Raw genomic sequence first — 18,436 nt, forward strand, 5'->3', positions numbered from 1 at the left:
ATCTATCAATAATAAATGTTGTAGGGTTTTATGTTCGGTAACGTCAACAATAAACGGATAACGCATTTAGGCTATATCTCTATAGAAGTCGTTTCTAGAACAGTCAGCCTCTAAAAGGCTGAACGCTTAAATGGCTATCGAACATGCCCCAATAAATCGAGTATCTGCGGTAGCTCAAGTCGATGGGTGTAAGATAATAGAAGATTGGCTCGGGAAAAATAGCGAACACATCAAATCACTATGGTTAATAATATCCATAATGATTTGATTTGTGTGATCTGGGTGTGTGTTGGTTTTCGAAAATCAGCCAGTTAGTACGCCTTGATTCCATATTGGCGTAATAAAGAGGGAAGTACGCTGTCGAGGTTTGGGATATCTTCAGGGTTAAGTTCAATCAAGCTAAAACCATGCTCTTGGTAAACTTTCTTGGTCGCACTTCGTTTGTCTTCTTCTATAGAGCCTGAATCTGTTCCCCAGAACTGAATGTATACTTTGCCGCTTGGCAGGTAGAAATCGCTCATTACTTCTTTTGATATCGGGAGCGGACGTTCATAGGCATGAACCACTCCCGCCATATAAAGCCAGTTATCAATGATCAGCTCTCCCTTTGAACGAACATAGTGCCCATCTAAGGTTCGGTGTTTCGCTTCAAACTTCTGGCGAAAGCTAGAAAACGATACATCAGTAGAATGCCTTTCAGCATCGTGTCCTAGGAATTCGACAACAGACTGCTTCAAACGTTTATTGCGAACCAGTGAGTCGTGCCAAACCACGAATAAGTTTTGAGTCGCTTTATCTTCTCTTTGTTCACCACCGGCTTTTAAGCCTGTAGAGGTGACATGCCAGCCGTCGTCTTCTTTTGTTATCCAGCCAAGCTCATTGAGCAATAAGTTGATTTTCTTTGCGCTGAGTTGAAAGGCACCGCCGAGCTGAGTGGCGGTCAATGTGTTTCCTGAGAATGAATCCAAATCGATAAGCAGTTTCTCTGGCCAGACAATAAAGACACCGAACTTCTTATGTTCGACATATTCCCCACCAAAGCTTTCTCCTCGTTCTGTAAGAACCCAGCGCTCTTGTGAGCGCACGATATAACCCGCTGTTTTTAGATCGCTAAATAAAGTTTTAGCTTCTATGCCTTTTTGTTTAGCGAGTGCGGATGTGGAAATTTTGTCTGACATAGTCTTTTCTCAAATAGCAGAGTGATCCGCTGATGGGTTTTGGAGGGATACATGATCTGATAGCACTGGTAACTACCATATCACATCTACTAATGCTAACTGCAGCTCACTGGTCTATGTTTTTAGTAGAAAGTCATGTCTGGTTTTGATGTTGTGGGAAATGTGGTTCTTTTTGTAATTAAATTACACAATTAGCGATTTTGCTCATCTGGGTGCATATTTTCTATACGTGACACGATGTTCTTTTATACGGTTTATATAGATCTTAGATGCTACATTTTATTAAGTGTGATTTGCATCACTATTTATTTTTAAGTATTACAAAATAAAGTGTGATCTAGATCTTGTGTTAATGATATTTATTCTCATCAATTTGGCTTTGTAATTTAAATTCATGGTGTTTTTGTGATCTAAATTGCTCTTGTTAACCCTAAAGTGTTTTTTGCGTGTGATGTTTGTCACGAAAGTTGGGCTAAGGTGCATTTTGGAAATGTTGTGATACATTTTAATCGACTTTTGAGTACACACTTTCGGTCATTTGACCAACCAATACATTACGGGGTTCTACCTATGTTATCACCAGAAGCAAAGATTAAGGTTCAAAACTTTGGTCGTTTCTTATCCAATATGGTAATGCCAAACATCGGCGCATTTATTGCGTGGGGTTTCATTACAGCACTGTTTATCCCAACAGGTTGGTGGCCTAACGAAACGTTAGCATCAATGGTTGGTCCTATGATCACATACCTTCTACCGCTATTGATTGGTTACACTGGTGGTAAAATGGTAGGCGGCGACCGTGGTGCGGTTGTTGGCGCGATTACAACGATGGGTGTCATCGTTGGTACTGATATCCCTATGTTCATGGGAGCGATGATTGTCGGCCCTCTAGGTGGTATCGCAATTAAGAAATTCGATGAAGCTGTTCACGGTAAAGTGAAGAGTGGTTTCGAAATGCTAGTGAACAACTTCTCTGCTGGCATCATCGGTATGATCTGCGCAATCATCGCATTCGTTGTGATTGGTCCTGCAGTTAAAGTACTGTCTGGTGCTCTTGCTGCTGGTGTTAACGCAATGGTTGAAGCTGGTGCCCTTCCTTTAGCTTCTATCTTTGTTGAACCTGCGAAAATCCTTTTCCTAAACAACGCAATCAACCACGGTATCTTTTCTCCATTAGGTATCCAGCAATCTGAAGAAATTGGTCGTTCAATTTTCTTCCTAATTGAAGCGAACCCAGGTCCTGGTTTTGGTCTTCTACTTGCTTACATGGTATTTGGTAAAGGTAGTGCGAAACAGTCTGCTGCTGGCGCATCTATCATCCACTTCCTAGGTGGTATCCACGAAATTTACTTCCCTTACGTACTAATGAACCCACGTCTAATTCTTGCTGTTATCGCAGGTGGTATGACAGGTGTATTCACTAACGTAATGTTTGATTCTGGCCTTATCTCTCCAGCATCTCCAGGTTCTATCTTTGCAGTTCTATTGATGACGCCAAAAGGCTCTTACGTTGGTGTTGTTCTTTCTGTTATCGCATCAACCGCTGTGTCTTTCATCGTAGCTTCAATCCTACTTAAGACTGCAGCTCAAGGTGACGACGAAGATTCACTAGAAAAAGCATCAGCGCAAATGAAAGACATGAAAGCGTCTTCTAAAGGTGCGGCATCAGGTGCAAACGTGAACCTAACTGATGTAGAAGCAGTGTACGTAGCGTGTGATGCGGGTATGGGGTCAAGTGCAATGGGTGCCGGTCTACTGCGTAAAAAAGTAGAAGCAGCAGGCCTGAACATTGTGGTAACCAACTACGCAATCAACAATCTACCAGCTGATTCGCAAATTGTTATTACACACAAAGACCTAACAGACCGTGCACGTAAAACCGTACCAGGTGCAATGCATATGTCTCTTAACAACTTCTTAGATGGTGCTGTATACGACCAGCTAGTTGCAGACCTTGTAGAAGCAAAAAGTGGCGAAGCAAAAGCGCCAGTGACTGCAGCCGCTCCTACACAGAAAGGCAACAAACTTGCACTAACTAACGACAGTATCTTCCTTGGCCTTAAAGCTACGCAGAAAGAAGACGCTATCAAGTTTGCTGGCGACCAGTTAGTAAAACTTGGCAACGTGTCACCTGAATACGTAGACGGTATGTTTGCTCGTGAAGAGCTTGTGTCTACTTACTTAGGCGAGTCTATCGCGGTACCACACGGCACAATCGAAGCAAAACAATACGTACAAAAAACCGGCATCGTGTTCTGCCAATACCCTGAAGGCATTCAGTGGGGCGAAGACGAAGATGATATCGCTAAGATGGTTATCGGTATTGCAGCACAAGGCGATGAACACAACATGGTGTTGATGGCTATTACCAATTCACTTGATGACGAAGAAGCATTGGAATGCTTACAGAACACAACTAACCCAGATGATGTTCTACGTATTCTAAACGGAAATTAATACGCTCTAGTCAAGCTCCTGAGTGAAGGAGGCCGGTGTCCCCCCACTGGCCTCATTTTCGGTCTTACTCTTTAAAGATTCAGTCTGAATAGCTTACTGCTTAATGCCTAGGGCACGTCGTCAAGGCATGTTGTTGAGCCGTTAGCTATCTAGATTCAAATATTTATAAGGTCAAAATTATGAAAGCGTTACATTTTGGTGCAGGTAATATCGGTCGTGGTTTCATTGGTAAGCTTCTTTCTGATGCAGGTATGAAGGTTACGTTTGCTGACGTAAATGAAACGGTTGTAAATGCGTTAATTGAACGCCAAGAATACCCAGTTAAGATTGTTGGCGAAGAGTGTGTTGTGGAAATGGTTAAGAACGTGACAGCAGTAAACTCAGCGACAAGCGCTGTAGTAGATTGCATCGCTGAGTCTGATCTTGTAACAACAGCGGTAGGCCCAACGGTTCTTAAGATTATCTCTAAATCGATCGCTCAAGGTATTGAAAAACGTGCTGCGGCAAACAACACGGCACCAATGAACATTATCGCGGCAGAGAACATGGTTCGCGGTACTAGCCAATTAAAAGCAGCAGTTTTAGAGCACCTTTCTGATGAAATGAAAGCGTTCACGGAAGAGCACATTGGCTTTGTTGATTCAGCGGTTGACCGTATTGTTCCACCGGCAGAAGCGGGCGAAACAGATCCTCTAGCTGTGACCGTTGAAACGTTCAGCGAGTGGATTGTAGATCAAACACAATTTAAGGGTGAGATTCCAAACATCCCAGGTATGGAATGCACTGATAACCTAATGGCTTTCGTTGAGCGTAAACTGTTCACGCTAAATACGGGTCACTTGGTAACGGCATACCTTGGTGTGCTTGCAGGTCACGAGACAATCAAAGACTCTATCGAAGATGACGTAATCCGCGCTGAAGTAACAGCAACGATGGAAGAGAGTGGTGCGGTTCTGATTAAGCGTTACGGCTTTGATCCAGAAGCTCACGCTGCGTACATCCAAAAGATTCTTGGTCGTTTTGCTAACCCGTTTCTACGTGATGAAGTAGACCGTGTTGGTCGTCAGCCAATTCGTAAACTGAGCCCACAAGACCGCCTAGTCAAGCCATTAAACGGCACATTGGAGTATGGTCTTCCAAACGCTCATCTCGTAAAAGCGATTGCAGCGGCTTTCCATTACAAGAATGAAGATGACCCTCAAGCGGTTGAACTTCAGGCAATGTTCGCAGAAAAAGGGTTTGCTGAGACATTAGCGCATTATTCTGAGCTGAATAGTGACTCAGAAGTTGTTAAACTAGCGGAAGAAGCTTATCTAGCATTGAAATGATAAACCATCAAAGTGCCACACCAGTGGCACTTTCTTATTGCCGAGCCGTTATGCCAATACAAACTAGCCACGAAACTGAATTACTCGAAGCCCTATCTGAAGCTGAGAGCGCTAGCGCCTGTCTAATGGCGGCTTACGATGCATTGGATGACACGGTAGATGCCGTATTAAAAAACATTTTCAAGAAAGACGACACGGCAATTAAATTTGTTGTTGAACCACTTCTCAACAGTGGCGGGCCGTTGGGCGAGATTATGATCCGCGCTAAGCTACTATTAGGGCTTGGTGTGATCAGTAAAGAGCTCTACGATGATTTAGAGATTTTCGTTACCTTGAAAGAGTGGGCGAAAATACAGGGTGAAGACACCAGTTTCACAGAAGTCGACGTTATATTTGAGCTCAACAAGGTGCAAGCGATTCAACGCATAATGCCTATCGAATATGACTCGGAGATGGTGGAAACCATGTCTGGCCCAATGCTTCAAATGTTCTTGGGTCGACACAATCAGAAAGTGAAGTCGACGATCGTTTTGGCTATCACTGACATTATCACGACCTTATGCCGAGATAACGCACTGAGTTCTTAGTTCTAGTTTGCAGTCCTGCTTATCTTGTTTCGCATCCTACATATCTTGTAGCTGTTCGTTCGTATCAATACAAAGTTTAAAATGATGGCGGTTTCTCTCGTTGGAGAAATCGCTTTGTTGTTTTTGTGTCTATAAAAAATACCCGAAACCTCTCTTCCCATTAAACACAAAAGCAGCAGGTACAAAAAAAGCCACATTCAGTGGCTTTTTCTATTCAAGACGCTCTCTTTATTAAAAACGCCCTTCTATCCAAGACTATGCGGATTATAGGTCTTGGATGTTCTCAGCTTCTAGCTCTTGGAAGTAGCGTAGAGTCTTAACTTTTAACTCTTGTTGAGCTGGCTCATCAGCAACGATGATAGCTTTACGGTGCATCTGTAGAGCTGTAACAGTCCACATGTGGTTTACAGAACCTTCGATAGCCATTTGAAGCGCTTGCGCTTTGTTGTGGCCTAGAGAAAGGATCATTACTTCTTCAGAATCTAGAAGAGTAGCAACACCGATAGTTAGTGCGTATTTAGGAACTTGATTGATGTCGCCATCGAAGAAACGAGAGTTCGCGATACGAGTGTCTTCAGTCAACGTTTTGATACGAGTGCGCGAAGATAGAGAAGAACCTGGCTCATTGAATGCGATGTGACCGTCGATGCCTACGCCGCCCATGAATAGGTTGATTTTGCCGTATGAACGGATTTTCTCTTCGTATGCTGCACAGTGAGCATCGATGTCTTCAGCTTTGCCGTCTAGCAGGTTGATGTTTTCTGCTTGAATATCAACGTGGTTGAAGAAGTTCTCGTGCATGAATGTGCGGTAAGATTCTGGGTGGTTAGGGTCGATACCAACGTACTCATCCATGTTGAATGTTACAACGTGCTTGAAGCTTACTTCGCCCGCTTTGTGTAGTTCAATTAGCGCAGCGTAAGTAGTTAGAGGTGTGCTACCAGTAGGAAGACCTAGAACAAATGGACGCTCAGCAGTAGGAGCGAATTTGTTGATAGAATCTGCGATGTGACGAGCAGCCCATTTACCTACTTTAGCTTTGTTGCTTAATGGAATAAGTCTCATTGATTTTGCCCCTAGAAATAAAATTTTATAGTGTTCTGAAACATTAATTCGCATTATAAAATAAGTTATTAAATTCCGCTATTGTTTTAGGTCAAGTTTTTGCTTTTTTCGTCGTATCTGTGACCAGAACTCTCAAGTTTGCACAATTATTGTATGGATATTTGGTAGCGTTAAACAAGATTAATACGTTTGTCATATATCGTCAGGTGGTTTTGATTCAGGGTCTGAAAGATCAACAAGCTTCGTTGGGTGGATAGGTGGATGGGTGGATGGTCAGGAGCGCAATGGACGTATGATCAAAGAGTGATACTTATGTGGCACTGCCGTGCAAAAAAGAGGAGAAAAAGTGAGGAAGTATCACCGACAGGCGTGAATGAGCATGGGTATATTTAAGAATAGTGATTATTCAAAGCTATCACTATGAATTTTATATAAATATTGGTAAAACTGGACAGGTTGGCTAAACTTACTAATTACGAAGAAGATGCGTGTTTGTTTTAAGTTGCCGCTAATATGCTATGAAAAAAAGCCCAAAGTGATTAGGTATCACTTTGAGCAGTTTTACTAATCTTCTAACACTAACTCTCTGTCGTATTCTTCCCTAGGCACTTCACCGCGTTTGCAGCCGTTTAGGGTATGAAAGCGACGGCGTCCACGAGCCAGTTGAATGTACTTCAACCAAACACGGTCTAACTTGGACTTAGCCTTATGAGGGTGAGCCAATACTTTGATGAAATGTCTTTCTTCAGCATTGGTCGGTGTTAGTTCACCAGTCTCAAGTGCAAGCATAGTGTCACCAAACAAGGTTAGGATTTCTTCTTCTGAAAGAGTAAAATCACCTGACTTAGCGAACCCTCGTGGGAATTTAATGGTGTCATAAAAACGTTTTTTTCCGTGTCGGAATTCGGTCTCAGACATATCAGCCTCAGTAATGTGGTTAGATAGAAATTAGTGTTTATTGCTCACGCGAAAATATTGTTAAAAGGCTAAAATAGGAAACAAAACGTTTTTGCCTTTACGATAAACAATCCTAGATCGGCTAGTTAGCAGATTTATTACAGAGATGTATTTTTGATGGATGTGAAAGTATTTAGAACCTTTCTTGAGGTTGCAAGGGTGCGCCACTTTGGGCGCGCAGCTGAAAACTTGTATTTAACACAAGCAGCGGTGAGTGCGCGGATCAAACAGCTTGAAGGCTATTTTGATACTCAGCTCTTCATTCGTGACCGCAATAACATCAAGCTTACCTCTTCCGGTGAGCGTTTGATTGGTTATGCTGAAGTGATGGTATCCACCTTACAACAAGCCAAGTTTGAGCTGTCGTTAGAGAGTGGAAAAGCCTTGCAGTTAACACTAGGTGGCACTCCGAATATTTGGGATGCGTATCTGCAAAACTGTTTAAGCGTAGTGACCGATTCTTTTGGTGGTTATGGCTTCATGGCTGAGGTGATGGGGCGCGAGCAACTGAACCGTAATTTGCTAGAGCGAACCTTAGATATGGCTTTCGCCTTCGATCAAATTAAAGCGGAAGAGCTGAACTGTAAAAAAGTCGCTGATTTGGTTTTGGTGCTGGTATCAACGCAGCAAGATGATCTGGAATCTGTGTTCCAACATAAGTATGTGTATGTCGATTGGGGAACGCGCTTCGGTTCAGAACACGCAGAACGTCACCCTAAAGTTCCAGCTCCGTATTTACGTACCTCTACGGCTCGTATTGCCCTCGATTTCATCTTAGAGAAAGGTGGCAGTGCGTATTTACCTGTTTCTATGGTTGAACCTTTTATCGATTCGGGTCAGCTGCATAAGGTGAAAGGGGTAGAAGATTGGTATCGTCCGATTTATCTGAGCTATCGCAAAAGCAGCACCTCGGTTGATGCGATCATGCAGGTCGAGAAGTTGGTTAACGAAATTGATCCATCGACCGCTTATACGTTGCAACAAGCCGCTGAACAAGCACCAGAGTAGCGGCATTCGCGGTAAGCAACGGCTTTGTTGATTAGATTCAATAAAAAATGGCTCCTAACTAATTGTATAGTTAGGAGCCATTTTTGTTTTAAACCAGAGATGATTTTCTTTTCCAAATCAGGAGATAACCCTAACTCGGATAAAACCGTTTAAGCCTGGTATGCGTAACCTTTTTTAAAAGCCCTATCACTTCAAAGCACTATTCTTCGAAAATTCTAGAGATTCATTAGATTCTCAATGGACTCTTCAAGAGAGTGTGACAGGTATGAATGGATTTGATTTCCATCGGTAGCGTCAATCTCAATTTTAGAAATCCCCTTACTCGCTTCGTCTTCAAGAAAGCTGAGAGACTGCTCGACTGATTGACTGGTGAGAACCTGTTGGTTTGATAAAACAATACGACACGTGTGAAGAACCATAGCCTTTTCCTTTTTATATTCGACAGGTCTCTGCATCTTAGTGTGCTAAGTACCTATCGTTGACGTTGTGAGAAGAGTTTCTTCTCAAGGTTAAATTTAGTCGAATTGCGTAAAAAGAAAACCCTTTTTTGTGATTTATCTAACCTTCAGTTCCGAAAGTGGCTAGCGACAATGACAGTTCACGGTAAACTTTTAGGTATCGGAGTAAAAGTTATGGCAAATGGGAAGAGCACAGCATGTCGAGAAATATTCATCACAACAGTACGTTAACGAGTGAGCAGTGCCATTTGGCTCGATATGCGCGAGACGCTCGCTTTGACGGAATGTTTTTTACAGCGGTAAAAACCACCGGAATTTTTTGTCGTCCGATTTGCCCAGCAAGCCCGCCCAAAGAAGAAAATGTCGAGTATTTTTCTCATCAAGCTCAAGCCTTGAAGGCTGGATATCGCCCATGCTTACGTTGCCGGCCAGACAGCGCACCTTTTTCTCCGGCTTGGAAAGGTGTTGAAACGACTTTCTTGCGTGCTTTACAGTTGATTGATCATGGTGCGCTGAACTCAGGATCAATCGTCGACCTTGCCACACGATTAGGTATTTCAGACCGCTATTTACGAACCTTATTCGATAATTATATTGGGGTGTCGCCGAAGCAATATAGCCTTTATAGCCAATTGATGTTTGCCAAGCAGTTGCTGCACACTAGTAGCATGAGCATTACCGATGTTGGCTTTGCAAGTGGCTTCAATAGCACGCGCCGTTTCAATGATGCCTTTCTAAAAGAGCTTCAGCTCTCGCCAAGCCAAATCCGACGAACAAAGTTAAGTGAAAACCTGAGCAATCATATTCAGCTAGTCTTTCACGGCCCATTAGACTGGAAGCATTTACTGGGTTTCTATCGACGAAGAATGATTGAGGGCTTAGAAGACGTTGGCGAAGACTATTACAAGCGCACAGTGAATGTTAATGGGTCAAAGGGTTGGTTCAAGGCCACTTTGGCTAAAGAGAACCGCTTAGATATTGAATTTGAGTTGGACGATATAAGCCAGTTAAGAAGCTTGATTGCGAACATTCGACGCATGTTCGACCTTGATGTCGATATTGCCAAGGTTGAGGCCTTCTTTACAACCATTGACCCCAACTTAGTGGCTAAGAGTGGCATCCGCATTCCTGGCGTGTGGAGTGCTTGGGAAGCCGGAGTAAGAGCGATTCTAGGGCAGCAAGTTTCAGTAACCGCGGCGATTGGGCAGCTTAACTTGTTGGTCAAAGAGCTTTCTGATGCACATGAGAAGGTCAGCTTCCCGACACCTAAACAGATAGCGGAGGCTGATGTCAGTTTCTTAAGAATGCCGGGAAGCCGCAAAGAGACCTTAAAGCGTTTTGCTGAATACATGGTCGACAATGAAGCAGAGCACCCTTCCAAATGGATTGAGCTAAAGGGCATTGGGCCTTGGACGATTCAATACGCGCTGCTTCGCGGGTTAAGTGAACCTAACCACCTGTTGGTAGGCGATTTGGTGGTGAAGAAGTTCATTGAGCATCGCCCCGCCATCAACACAGAGAGTGTTTCGCCTTGGGGTAGTTACGCCACGTTCCACTGTTGGAATCAGTCTTAGTAGAAAGAACAATCTACAAACATCAGTAATCCACAAACATCTGCAGTAGCAGGCTAGGAGAGATTATGACTCACCGATTTACTTATTATGAGAGCCCATTGGGAACCGTGACGTTACAGGCGAACGAAGAAGGGCTGCTCGGCCTTTGGTTTGAAACATACACCACCAAGCCAGAACAGTTAGGCGTTCAAGATGCTAGCTTTCCGATCTTTGAATTGGTCGCCGACCAGCTCAACCGTTATTTTTCTGGTGAAGCAATCCAGTTTTCTGTACCGATCGCCGCAAAGGGCACGCCATTTCAGCAATCGGTTTGGCAAGCGCTCATGACTATTCCTTATGGAGAAACATGGAGCTATGCACAACTGGCTGATGCGATTGGTAACCCAAAGGCCGTTCGAGCCGTGGGTTTAGCGAATGGTAAAAATCCAGTGTCAGTGATTGTGCCGTGCCATCGAGTTATTGGTAAAAATGGCAAGCTGACCGGGTATGCGGGTGGCGTAGAACGCAAACAACGCTTGTTAGTTATTGAGGGAAGAGAAGAAGATTAAAGAGTCTTTTTCGGAATGTTTGTTGAAAATTGCGTATCAATTATTGGTGAACGTTAAGGGTTCTTAAAGTGTGACTTTGCAATAAAACTGCCACTTGCTGGAAAATACTTGTTTGGTTGCATATCCTTTAACCATGTTCTCTAGGCAAGGATGCCCAAATGAATAGCCATCATTCACTTATACTCTGCTGCAGTAGCGCACTATTGCTGACCGGTTGTTTAACCGACACCAGTCGACCCTTCGAAGTACCACAACTTGTTCTGTTTAAGGGCATGTATGAGAACGCTGACAATGACAGTTACTTGCTTTTTGAATCTGGGCAAGTGACTTATCAAACAACGGATAAGTCTGTTACTCGAACTTATCGTGTTGAAGATGACTTAATCAATATTGAGTTGAATTCAGCGAACCGCCGATCTGACTCCGGGCTAGTGATGCGAATTCAACACGAGGGTGCAGTGTTAACCTGCAACCAGTGTCCAGCGATGCAGTTAAGTAACGTCTGGACACGCGTTGAGAAGCCTCTAGCTGATATGCATTAGAGCGTTTTACTAGAAAAGATCGCCATTCAGCCATAGGTGAGCAGCGATACTGACGGCATAGCCAATCATGATCACTGGCATCCATTTCAAGTGGCCAAAGAAGGTGTATTTGCCATGCGCCGCGCCCATTAACGCCACACCTGCCGCACTACCAATTGACAACAAACTACCACCGACGCCCGCGGTTAAGGTGATCAGTAGCCAGTTGCCCATCGACATTTGGGGTTCCATGGATAACACGGCAAACATCACCGGAATGTTATCGACAATAGCCGATAAGATCCCCACCATGACGTTGGCCCAAATTGGATCCCATTGGCTATACATCACGCCTGAGGCTAATTCCAAGTATCCAAGTAAACTCAAGCCACCGACACACATTACGACGCCGTAGAAGAACAGCAACGTGTCCCATTCGGCATGCGACACTCTTCGAAATACATCGAATGGCACAACAGAACCGAGTCGTTTCAGGGCGCCTTCATCGTTATTGGCGATCGCCACCGCTTTTTTCTTCGCGAGTGAGTTGGGTAAAGTCTTACGTAAGTAATAACCAAAGAACTGAAGGTAGGCGAGCCCCATCATCATCCCCATCACAGGAGGGAAGTGGAGTACGGCATGGAAAGCAACCGCGGTCGCTATTGTCATGATGAACAAGAAGACGATTCGTCTTGCACCACGTTTTAATTCAACGTGTTGATGAACCGTGTCGGGCTGAGTCGTGGGTACAAAATAAGACATGATCAACGCAGGGACGAGGTAATTCATCACCGAAGGAATAAACAAAGGAATGAACTCACTAAAACTCACATAACCAGCCTGCCACACCATTAGCGTTGTGATGTCGCCGAATGGACTGAACGCGCCGCCAGCATTGGCGGCTATCACGATATTCACACAAGCGAGGTTAACGAATTTAGGGTTAGAACCAGCAACCTTGAGAACCACGGCACACATCAATAGAGCTGTCGTAAGGTTGTCGGCAATAGGCGAGATAAAGAAGGCTAGAATACCGGTTATCCAGAACAGAGAGCGGAAATTGAAGCCTTTGCCTACCATCCACGCTTGCAGCGCATCAAACAGTCTTCTCTCTTCCATGGCGCTAATGTATGTCATGGCGACGAGCAGAAAGAGTAATAGCTCGGCATATTCCAGCAGGTTGTGTTCGAGTGCTTGTTTGGCGACTTCAACAAGGTTGTGTTCTTGGTAGGTAAAACCAATGATTATCCAGATCAGGCCCGCCGCAAGTAGAACCGGCTTGGATTTTCGGAGTTTTAGGTATTCTTCCATCATCACCACGATGTAGGCGACAACGAAAATGGTCAGCGATAGGTAGCCAGCAAATGAACTGGTTAGTTTGAGCGGCTCTCCCAACTGAGAAGTGGCAGCGCCTGCTACCGTAGAAAAAAATAATAAAGAGAGAACAGCAGAAAGCTGGATACCTAACATGGATTACGCTCCGAAGTTAATAAGTTATTAACACGGGTAAAAGCGTAGACCTAAATAACCATGTGCAGTGTGATAGATATCTTAATAATTCAATAGATTATATAGAAAACAGTAGATTGGGTGAAAACGTGAGGTCACAGTGAAAGCCGTCGATTATAGGAACCCATCGTTCATAGGAAAACGGTCGATCATCGGTAACTCGTCAATCATAGAGAAATAGAGAAAATAGAGGTTAGGGAAAAAGCCCTACCGGGTTTATTACCGATAGAGCTTATTCGCCATTGCCAATATTATGCAGCATTGAGATCAAACGTTAGTGTTTGTTCTGCGGCACATACTTCAACAGGCCAGCCGTAGGATTGATATTCCAGCGCAAGTTTGTCCGCTACTGCGCGAGATACTGTTGCAGTGATCCACATGCCTTTGCCCATTACTTGATATTTAAGCGTTCTCATTTCCATCATCATCACCACCGTTCTCCTTCGATATTGGCAGCGCGAAGTCTATAGCACCTCTGAGGGCTGAAATTTCGGATTAAGCTCAAATTCTTTATAAAATGGCTCACGGTTTAGCCATGGTTCAAAACTCAACCAATAATAGGTAAACGATTGCATTTTAGAATGCGTAACCACGATTTAAGCCGCTGTATTATAATCGAATTAAAATTGAACAGAAAAAGCATGTAAGAGATCACTTACATCATTATCAGAGATCAGACTAGGTAAAAACCTGTCATTTGAAACCTTATTTGTGTGGTGATTGTGTGCGTTTTTGGTTGCGCTGTTGAAGCGAATTTTGTTTAGTTTTGTATGTGAAATATTCTAATTATTTTAGCGTATACCTCTGCTTTTAAATCTAAATCACAGTTTTATATGTTGCTGTGGTTCTTTTGTTCAAACCGATACGCTATTTGATTTTGGTCATTAACCTATTGCTCATTAGTTTGCACTATCTATACGTGTTCTGTTCCACATAAACGAGATGTATAGAGGTCCTTATGACTAATCCAACTAAAACCGATCGTAAAGTCACGATCGGCAGCTATATCGCACTCGCATTCGCGATTGTGTTCTTTTCAGGCTTAATGCAGTCCAATGAATGGTATGGAGTGCTCGATTTTACAACGCTCAACGGTTCATTCGGTAAGGTCGCTTACGATGTAAGTGAAACGGCCGATGGTATCCAAGCGGCAACGACGTCACTGCGTGGTAAAGGCGGTAGTGGTGCTCGCGACGGTTTCATTTTTGCTTTGACACTTATTCCGACCGTGATGTTTGCACTGGGTATGATCAACGTACTTGAGCACTACGGTGCACTGGACGCGGCTCGTAAACTACTGACACCGCTGCTTCGCCCTCTAATGGGTATTCCGGGTAACTCAGGCTTGGCACTGATTGCTTCTTTGCAAAGTACCGATGCAGGTGCAGCGATGACCAGGCAACTGAAAGATGAAGGGCATCTGACTAAGCGTGAAACCGATGTCTTCACCATGTTCCAGTTTACGGCGGGCGCGGCGATCGTTAACTTTTTCTCTTCAGGTGCGGTTCTGTTCACTCTAACGGCGATGGATGGTTCTTTAGCGGTAACATCGTCAATTGGTTTGGCTGTGGCTGTGATGTTCATCTTCAAGTTTGTCGGTGCGAACCTGTTCCGTATTTACCTCAACATTACTGAAGGCAGAGAAGACAAACCAAAATCAGACAAAGAACAAAAACTGGAAGAGGAAGTAGCATAATGAGCGAAGTTAAAGCAAAGAAACCAATGGTTACTGATATTTTCGTTGAAGGTGCTAAGAAAGGCTGGGTTATTGCGACTACCTCTACGGTACCGAATGTTCTGATGGCGTTTGTGATCATCAAGGCATTGCAGATCACCGGTGCGCTGGATTTGATGGGCAGTGTATTTGCTCCAATCATGGCGGTATTTGGTTTACCTGGTGAAGCGGCAGCAGTATTGATTGGCGCTTGGATGTCGATGGGCGGTGCTGTGGGTGTGGTTATCACGCTGTTTGACCAAGGCATCCTGAACGGCAACCATATCGCTATCTTGGCGCCAGCTATCTACTTGATGGGCTCTCAGGTGCAATACATGGGTCGTATTATGGGACCAATTGGTACTGAAGGTCGTTATATCCCGGTGATGATCGCGATTTCGGTATTGAATGCCTTTGGTGCAATGTTCTTGATGAACATTATTTTGTAACGTGCCTTTTAACGGTTAGCTACTATTAACGGTTAGCTGCTAACAGCTTTTAGACGTTACAAAAAAGGAAACCCCGTTTGGCTTTCACCAAACGGGGTCTATTCTTTTCGTAGCCATCCTGCTACTGCGCGTTACTTATCTTTCAATAGGTAACTGGTGCTCCCTGCATCATTCCTTGACGTGGCTAAATCCTTTAACCTATCCAATTCATCGCCTTCCTAGCGGTGTCCTTGCTAACTCATCATCCTGACAAGCGACTCTATCCTAGAGCAAAACTTCCTTGCTGATAACTCATCCTAAGTCATCAAATCTTCATCCTGAAGATACCTAATCCGTTAGGCTTTTTCCTGTTCCTGCCAACTCCCTGTCGACATGTGTATTAAACACTGCAGAGGCTTTACTCACAATCCACCTCAAGAAATAAATGTACTCACTAACCGAAATAAATATGCGTGGATTCATACAAAACAAGGGGTTGGGTTTGTATTTTAGGAATTTTCTGCGAAGCTTGATTGTGATCTCTTACGTTCGGTGTGAGAGATCTCTTACAAACTTTCGGGCTCGACTATCATTTTGCGTTGACCGCATCAATGAATTGATGGGTAATGGATGATGAATAAACACCAAGTAATAGGGAAATATAATGGTTACAGCACTATACGCAGCCTTGCTTACGGTAGTAATGATCTGGTTAGCGATCGAAGTTATTAAGCAAAGACGAATCAATCTTGTTGCTCATGCCGATGGTGGTGTTGAGTCGTTACAGATAGCTCGATCGGCACAAAGTAACGCAATGGATTACATCCCAATCACGGTGATTTTGATGGGGTTGCTAGAGGTGAATGGGGCTGGTGTGTGGCTTATTCATGTCATTGGTGTGGCGTTTATTCTGGGGCGAGTGATTCACGCGAAAGGGATCTTAGCGAAGAATTTCAAAGGCAGAAAAGTGGGTATGGTGTTAACGCTTATCTGCATGATCTCTTTGATTGTCCTAAACTTAGCTTACCTACCTTTTGATAAAATGTTCTAGGGAGCATTATGGCATTGCGCCTTCCTCCTGCTTGGGCGATTGTCCTTGCAGGTCTCATACTGAACGTCATGGCGATTGTCATGTCGAGTTTGGTGTTAGACAAAATTGAAGCGGAGAAAGCGGAATACAACGATCGTAAATACGGCAATGTGTACTCAATACAACTGGCCTGGAACACGATCGAAACCTTAGAGCGTAAGCGTGAAGCGATTCTGATTCACCTTGATAAGCTATCCCCAGAAACCGCTCAACCTGCCACTGTTCTTAATGAAGCGCTTCGCGGCCAACTCCGGAGTTGGGTGAGTGATGAGGTGCCAGCCATCTCGTTGGCTAATTTACCTAAGCTTATGATGCTGATAAACAGTGCCCAAGAATCGCAACGAGCACGAATCGATGACTACTATTTGGATAATCTGACCTTGGTTGAGTTAATCCAAAGACTCGATGAGAAAATGGCTTTCTACAAGAACATCGCCCTGTTTCTTCAGGTGTTTGGTTTAGCACTTATCTTGGCTCGCGATCTAGCCAGAAGACCATAGCCTATCTAGCTTTTATGGTTAGCGACTGGAATTATCTGTATAGCTATCGAGACTCGCTTGGCAGGTTAGGGTGCTGTTGGTCTTGGTACTTTGGTAATTGTTCTTTTAGCCCTTTAAACGTGCTCAGTGCACTGCCAATCGATAACTTATTCATCAACCAATTTGGCAAGATGCCACCTGCGTTCGCATACGCGGTGTAGGTAATGTAGGTATTGCCGTTGGTGAGCGGTTGCAGTGTCCAAAGTGCGTCCACATCGTAAATTCGAATGTACCCCGACTCTTTCGCCAAATAGTTAGATGCATCTTTAATCGACAAGACAAACTGGCCATCCTCAATGCTGTATTTTGAGTAAGTCACCATATCGCGATCTCTAGCAGGCCATGGCGCTTTGAATTGGGTATAGACGATATTTTCATCCTCAGATATCTGCATCAAGACACGACTTTCCGATACGTTATCTATCCAGTTTGGCACGTTCTCGCTGTCTTCCAATAACAGTAAAAAACCAGAATAAGTGGTGGGCGTTTGCATTTGTGCTCGTATCTCTACCAAGCCTTCAGTGTGAGGTCTCTTATCAATGATGATGCCATCTTCACTTTTGACGAACTGCCACGGGTTGGCATAAGTCAGTGTTGATAAGGCGCAAAGTCCGAGTGCAAAAATCCTAGGTAATATCATTATTCTTCCATTAAAAGAAAAGCTTATCTTCTAGGAGTATAGAATAGAAATGGGCTTGATTCGTGCTAAAGGCTGACGGGTTTTTCCTGATTTGAGCTGCGCATCGCTATTTATTGTGGTGATGCCAATAGCTGGAGGCTTATTAATATTTGGAACGTCGAAATGAAAACGGAAGCATTCGGTCGCTTCCGTTTTTATTAATGGGCAATGGATAAAGGTTAAAGTTACTAGGCTAAAACTTGTAGGTTAAAGCTTATAGACTAAAGCTTATAGGCTTCTACGGTTTTGATCGTCGTCCAGTTGCTGTTGGCGTCTTGGATGAACTCTTGCGTATCTTCCAACCATCGTTTTTGTACTGATTTGTCTAAGTTCAGATACAACTTTCCATCTTCGACTTTCCAAGCGTTAGGGTCGGTCTCAAATTTCTTACCCATAGCCACACCAAAGGCACAATAGCCACCGTATTGAGGCGCATAAGCTTCAGGGTTGGTGCGGAACTGATCTCGGTTGTCACTGTTTGCGAACTGATAAATAGCGTTCTTATAAGTAGCAGTGAATTCTGATGAACCTTGAACGGCACCAGCATCAGTAAAGTAAGCCACTGGGTCATAGCCTTTGATCGCGATGTCATTGCTATCAACGCTCATGTCGATGTCTGCTGCCATCAGTGAAAAGCTGGTTCCTAGTAACGCGGCCAATAGAGTGATTTTTTGACTGGTCGATTTCATGTGTGACATATCAAGTTCCTTGTCAGTGTTGGTTATCTTGTTTGAAATAATTTAGCCCACTCGTCCGGTCTATAGAGGGACAAAAGAACTTAAAAGTAAGCGAATCG

19 protein-coding genes are annotated in these 18,436 nt (G+C 43.8%); 11 read left to right on the plus strand and 8 right to left on the minus strand.

What is annotated here, in order from left to right; genetic code table 11:
• Positions 1-311: 311 nt before the first annotated feature.
• A complete protein-coding gene (locus tag AC3CID_RS23830; RefSeq protein WP_171314223.1) occupies positions 312-1,178 on the minus strand; it encodes a glycerol kinase in 867 nt (288 codons plus the stop codon).
• Between the two features lie 570 nt (positions 1,179-1,748).
• On the opposite strand from AC3CID_RS23830, the gene AC3CID_RS23835 reads away from it, so the two are divergent.
• The 3 genes from AC3CID_RS23835 (at position 1,749) to AC3CID_RS23845 (ending at position 5,550) form a co-directional block, all read left to right on the plus strand.
• Positions 1,749-3,635: a PTS mannitol transporter subunit IICBA gene (locus AC3CID_RS23835; RefSeq protein ID WP_171307409.1), complete on the plus strand. Its 1,887-nt coding sequence runs from the start codon at positions 1,749-1,751 to the stop codon at positions 3,633-3,635.
• A 179-nt stretch (positions 3,636-3,814) separates the two neighbouring features.
• On the plus strand, positions 3,815-4,963 hold the full coding sequence (locus AC3CID_RS23840; protein WP_171307408.1) for a mannitol-1-phosphate 5-dehydrogenase: 1,149 nt from the start codon (positions 3,815-3,817) through the stop codon (positions 4,961-4,963).
• Positions 4,964-5,013: 50 nt separating this feature from the next.
• Positions 5,014-5,550 (plus strand): MltR family transcriptional regulator, encoded by a 537-nt coding sequence (locus AC3CID_RS23845; protein ID WP_193835446.1) that lies wholly within the window; start codon positions 5,014-5,016, stop codon positions 5,548-5,550.
• Between the two features lie 264 nt (positions 5,551-5,814).
• On the opposite strand, the gene nagB is transcribed toward AC3CID_RS23845, so the two are convergent.
• Both nagB and AC3CID_RS23855 read right to left on the minus strand, forming a co-directional pair.
• Positions 5,815-6,615, minus strand: a complete 801-nt coding sequence (gene nagB, locus AC3CID_RS23850; RefSeq protein WP_004732731.1) for a glucosamine-6-phosphate deaminase — start codon at positions 6,613-6,615, stop codon at positions 5,815-5,817.
• Positions 6,616-7,179: 564 nt separating this feature from the next.
• Positions 7,180-7,533 carry a MaoP family protein gene (locus AC3CID_RS23855; protein ID WP_017092459.1) on the minus strand — a complete coding sequence of 118 codons (354 nt, stop codon included), beginning with the start codon at positions 7,531-7,533 and terminating at the stop codon, positions 7,180-7,182.
• Positions 7,534-7,689: 156 nt separating this feature from the next.
• Here AC3CID_RS23855 and AC3CID_RS23860 point away from each other — a divergent pair, with 156 nt between their 5' ends.
• Positions 7,690-8,580, plus strand: coding sequence for a LysR family transcriptional regulator (locus AC3CID_RS23860; RefSeq protein ID WP_004732733.1), 891 nt, complete (start codon positions 7,690-7,692; stop codon positions 8,578-8,580).
• A 215-nt stretch (positions 8,581-8,795) separates the two neighbouring features.
• Here AC3CID_RS23860 and AC3CID_RS23865 read toward each other — a convergent pair whose 3' ends face one another.
• On the minus strand, positions 8,796-8,999 hold the full coding sequence (locus AC3CID_RS23865; protein WP_004732734.1) for a hypothetical protein: 204 nt from the start codon (positions 8,997-8,999) through the stop codon (positions 8,796-8,798).
• Positions 9,000-9,235: 236 nt separating this feature from the next.
• Here AC3CID_RS23865 and AC3CID_RS23870 point away from each other — a divergent pair, with 236 nt between their 5' ends.
• The 3 genes from AC3CID_RS23870 to AC3CID_RS23880 all read left to right on the plus strand — a co-directional run bounded on the left by AC3CID_RS23870 (position 9,236) and on the right by AC3CID_RS23880 (position 11,702).
• Entirely contained in the window at positions 9,236-10,612 is a 1,377-nt protein-coding gene (locus AC3CID_RS23870) for an AlkA N-terminal domain-containing protein (protein WP_488519477.1), read from the plus strand.
• A gap of 65 nt (positions 10,613-10,677) precedes the next feature.
• Positions 10,678-11,160, plus strand: coding sequence for a methylated-DNA--[protein]-cysteine S-methyltransferase (locus AC3CID_RS23875; protein ID WP_488519476.1), 483 nt, complete (start codon positions 10,678-10,680; stop codon positions 11,158-11,160).
• A gap of 158 nt (positions 11,161-11,318) precedes the next feature.
• The gene (locus AC3CID_RS23880) at positions 11,319-11,702 is read left to right on the plus strand and encodes a hypothetical protein (RefSeq protein WP_065206460.1); all 384 of its coding nucleotides are present in this window, start codon (positions 11,319-11,321) and stop codon (positions 11,700-11,702) included.
• A gap of 9 nt (positions 11,703-11,711) precedes the next feature.
• Here AC3CID_RS23880 and nhaD read toward each other — a convergent pair whose 3' ends face one another.
• Positions 11,712-13,151: a sodium:proton antiporter NhaD gene (gene nhaD / locus AC3CID_RS23885; protein WP_017077049.1), complete on the minus strand. Its 1,440-nt coding sequence runs from the start codon at positions 13,149-13,151 to the stop codon at positions 11,712-11,714.
• Between the two features lie 290 nt (positions 13,152-13,441).
• Complete coding sequence (locus AC3CID_RS23890) at positions 13,442-13,618, minus strand: hypothetical protein (protein WP_004732739.1); 177 nt, start codon at positions 13,616-13,618, stop codon at positions 13,442-13,444.
• Between the two features lie 530 nt (positions 13,619-14,148).
• Here AC3CID_RS23890 and AC3CID_RS23895 point away from each other — a divergent pair.
• The 4 genes from AC3CID_RS23895 to AC3CID_RS23910 all read left to right on the plus strand — a co-directional run bounded on the left by AC3CID_RS23895 (position 14,149) and on the right by AC3CID_RS23910 (position 16,922).
• Positions 14,149-14,886, plus strand: coding sequence for a nucleoside recognition domain-containing protein (locus tag AC3CID_RS23895; protein ID WP_488527639.1), 738 nt, complete (start codon positions 14,149-14,151; stop codon positions 14,884-14,886).
• Positions 14,886-15,353, plus strand: coding sequence for a YjiG family protein (locus AC3CID_RS23900; RefSeq protein ID WP_004737023.1), 468 nt, complete (start codon positions 14,886-14,888; stop codon positions 15,351-15,353). Before AC3CID_RS23895 ends, AC3CID_RS23900 begins: the two co-directional genes overlap by 1 nt.
• 643 nt (positions 15,354-15,996) lie before the next feature.
• Positions 15,997-16,383 carry an MAPEG family protein gene (locus AC3CID_RS23905; RefSeq protein ID WP_054546115.1) on the plus strand — a complete coding sequence of 129 codons (387 nt, stop codon included), beginning with the start codon at positions 15,997-15,999 and terminating at the stop codon, positions 16,381-16,383.
• Between the two features lie 8 nt (positions 16,384-16,391).
• The gene (locus AC3CID_RS23910; protein ID WP_488527640.1) at positions 16,392-16,922 is read left to right on the plus strand and encodes a DNA mismatch repair protein; all 531 of its coding nucleotides are present in this window, start codon (positions 16,392-16,394) and stop codon (positions 16,920-16,922) included.
• 43 nt (positions 16,923-16,965) lie between these two features.
• Here AC3CID_RS23910 and AC3CID_RS23915 read toward each other — a convergent pair whose 3' ends face one another.
• Positions 16,966-17,601 (minus strand): START domain-containing protein, encoded by a 636-nt coding sequence (locus tag AC3CID_RS23915; RefSeq protein ID WP_017111346.1) that lies wholly within the window; start codon positions 17,599-17,601, stop codon positions 16,966-16,968.
• 260 nt (positions 17,602-17,861) lie between these two features.
• Positions 17,862-18,338 (minus strand): YHS domain-containing (seleno)protein, encoded by a 477-nt coding sequence (locus AC3CID_RS23920; RefSeq protein WP_017077045.1) that lies wholly within the window; start codon positions 18,336-18,338, stop codon positions 17,862-17,864.
• Positions 18,339-18,436 lie beyond the last annotated feature (98 nt).

This window comes from Vibrio sp. QJM3NY_21 (assembly GCF_057785975.1).

Bases quoted from the DNA above. Each gene is read 5' to 3' on its own strand.
- AC3CID_RS23830 (WP_171314223.1), bottom strand. From the start codon at position 1,178: ATGTCAGACAAAATTTCCACATCCGCACTCGCTAAACAAAAAGGCATA.
- AC3CID_RS23835 (WP_171307409.1), top strand. From the start codon at position 1,749: ATGTTATCACCAGAAGCAAAGATTAAGGTTCAAAACTTTGGTCGTTTC.
- AC3CID_RS23915 (WP_017111346.1), bottom strand. From the start codon at position 17,601: ATGATATTACCTAGGATTTTTGCACTCGGACTTTGCGCCTTATCAACA.
- AC3CID_RS23905 (WP_054546115.1), top strand. From the start codon at position 15,997: ATGGTTACAGCACTATACGCAGCCTTGCTTACGGTAGTAATGATCTGG.
- AC3CID_RS23895 (WP_488527639.1), top strand. From the start codon at position 14,149: ATGACTAATCCAACTAAAACCGATCGTAAAGTCACGATCGGCAGCTAT.
- AC3CID_RS23840 (WP_171307408.1), top strand. From the start codon at position 3,815: ATGAAAGCGTTACATTTTGGTGCAGGTAATATCGGTCGTGGTTTCATT.
- nagB (WP_004732731.1), bottom strand. From the start codon at position 6,615: ATGAGACTTATTCCATTAAGCAACAAAGCTAAAGTAGGTAAATGGGCT.
- nhaD (WP_017077049.1), bottom strand. From the start codon at position 13,151: ATGTTAGGTATCCAGCTTTCTGCTGTTCTCTCTTTATTATTTTTTTCT.
- AC3CID_RS23845 (WP_193835446.1), top strand. From the start codon at position 5,014: ATGCCAATACAAACTAGCCACGAAACTGAATTACTCGAAGCCCTATCT.
- AC3CID_RS23860 (WP_004732733.1), top strand. From the start codon at position 7,690: ATGGATGTGAAAGTATTTAGAACCTTTCTTGAGGTTGCAAGGGTGCGC.
- AC3CID_RS23855 (WP_017092459.1), bottom strand. From the start codon at position 7,533: ATGTCTGAGACCGAATTCCGACACGGAAAAAAACGTTTTTATGACACC.
- AC3CID_RS23890 (WP_004732739.1), bottom strand. From the start codon at position 13,618: ATGATGATGGAAATGAGAACGCTTAAATATCAAGTAATGGGCAAAGGC.
- AC3CID_RS23900 (WP_004737023.1), top strand. From the start codon at position 14,886: ATGAGCGAAGTTAAAGCAAAGAAACCAATGGTTACTGATATTTTCGTT.
- AC3CID_RS23870 (WP_488519477.1), top strand. From the start codon at position 9,236: ATGTCGAGAAATATTCATCACAACAGTACGTTAACGAGTGAGCAGTGC.
- AC3CID_RS23880 (WP_065206460.1), top strand. From the start codon at position 11,319: ATGAATAGCCATCATTCACTTATACTCTGCTGCAGTAGCGCACTATTG.
- AC3CID_RS23920 (WP_017077045.1), bottom strand. From the start codon at position 18,338: ATGTCACACATGAAATCGACCAGTCAAAAAATCACTCTATTGGCCGCG.
- AC3CID_RS23875 (WP_488519476.1), top strand. From the start codon at position 10,678: ATGACTCACCGATTTACTTATTATGAGAGCCCATTGGGAACCGTGACG.
- AC3CID_RS23910 (WP_488527640.1), top strand. From the start codon at position 16,392: ATGGCATTGCGCCTTCCTCCTGCTTGGGCGATTGTCCTTGCAGGTCTC.
- AC3CID_RS23865 (WP_004732734.1), bottom strand. From the start codon at position 8,999: ATGGTTCTTCACACGTGTCGTATTGTTTTATCAAACCAACAGGTTCTC.